Genomic DNA, 1467 nt, shown 5'->3' on the forward strand with positions numbered 1-1467 from the left:
GAGCCTTTTTCATCTCGAATAGCGGTCAGCTTCGAAGGTCTGCAGCACGACGATGGCCTGGACGATCGCAGTGGCGCGGCGCGGGCAGCAGCGGAGCCGGTCCAGCACCTTCCACGCCTTGAGAGTCGCGGCGGCGCGTTCCCCGATCGCCCGGATGCGGGCGTGGGAGCGGTTGACCGCCTTCTGATGGCGCGATAGGCGCGGCCGGTACCGATGGCGCTTGAACGGGGTACGGATCACCCCGCCCGCACCCTGATACCCCCGATCGGCGAAGACCCGGATACCGGCACCAGTGAGGGCGTCGATCAAGCCGGTCCGCCGAGCCGCGTTCAGGTCATGCACTGCACCGGGCAGTGCGGGCGAGGCCCACACCAGCCGGCCAACCGGATCAGCGAGGAACTGGACGTTCACCCCGTGCCGATGATGCTTGCCGGAGTAGTACGGTGCATCGTCGGCCAGACGGTCAATCGGGATGAGCGTGCCGTCGAGGACGACATAGGCCAGGCGGGAGGCCTTCAGCGCGGCGGTGTGCACGTCGTCGGCCAGGGCAGCGACCAGGTCGACCGCCTCACGCACATAACGCCAGGCGGTGGCGGTGCCGATGGCGAAGCCGACGGCCAGACGGGCGTAGGTGTCGCCGTTGCGCAGGTGGGCCAGGACCAGAAGAGCCTGCTGTCCGGGGCTGAGGCGGCGCCATCGGGACCGACGGTGCGCGCGGTGGGCGCGGATCAGCTTGGCCAGACGGGTAAGGGTGCGGTTGGACAGCGGAATCGCGGCAGGGTAAGACAGCAACGAGGCTCCTGGTCGGGGCATCGGATCTTGGTCGACTGCTGTCTTACCGGGAGCCTCCTCTCATCTCAACCCGGCCTTCTGTATCTGTGCTGACCAGCGCCGTCAGGTCGTGAAGCTCTCAAGGTCGGCGGGAGTCGTCGCGATCGCCGGGCGAGGCCGGCTGCTGCCGTCAGTTGACTCCTCCGGGTGCGGGCCAGGTGTCTTCCGCTACCCGTCTCTCCCACCGATGCACGTAGTGCCGGAACCCAGTCTCCGTCCGCGGCATGTCCAGCCACTCCTGGGCCGCGAGTCTGAACTCGCGCATGGCCAGGGCATCGGCATCGGCCCCGTGGTCGACGGGCCATCCGTCGAGGATGTCGTCGATTCCCATCCAGACGTGGTAGAGCCCGCCTACCCCCCACAGGTGCTCGAAGTACGGCCGCTCCGTACAGTTCCACGCTGCTTCGAGGACGAAGCCGCGTATCTGCTCCACATCCCCACTGACGAGGACACCCTGCATGAACGGATCAATCTTCGCGGCGAACCCAGCGAGCAACTCCAGATCCACAGGCTCGAGATCGGTCATGACTCCAGCATCGCAAGAGGTGCTGAACTGCTTGCGATCGGCGCGGCCAAGGCCCTGATGATCGCTGGGCTCACCGGCTATGAGCTGCAATTTCAGCATGAAAAAGGCTC

The 1467-nt window shown here is 66.5% G+C and carries 2 protein-coding genes; both read right to left on the minus strand.

Features of this window, described 5'->3' with window-relative positions:
- Positions 1-9: 9 nt before the first annotated feature.
- Positions 10-792 (minus strand): transposase family protein, encoded by a 783-nt coding sequence (locus IEZ10_RS38415; protein WP_189251416.1) that lies wholly within the window; start codon positions 790-792, stop codon positions 10-12.
- Positions 793-961: 169 nt separating this feature from the next.
- Positions 962-1467 (minus strand): hypothetical protein (locus IEZ10_RS38420; RefSeq protein WP_229812103.1); only part of this gene is annotated, 506 nt, incomplete at its 5' end.

Origin of the sequence: Streptosporangium pseudovulgare, from assembly GCF_014648055.1 — a bacterium.
Classification (GTDB): Bacteria; Actinomycetota; Actinomycetes; order Streptosporangiales; family Streptosporangiaceae; genus Streptosporangium; species Streptosporangium pseudovulgare.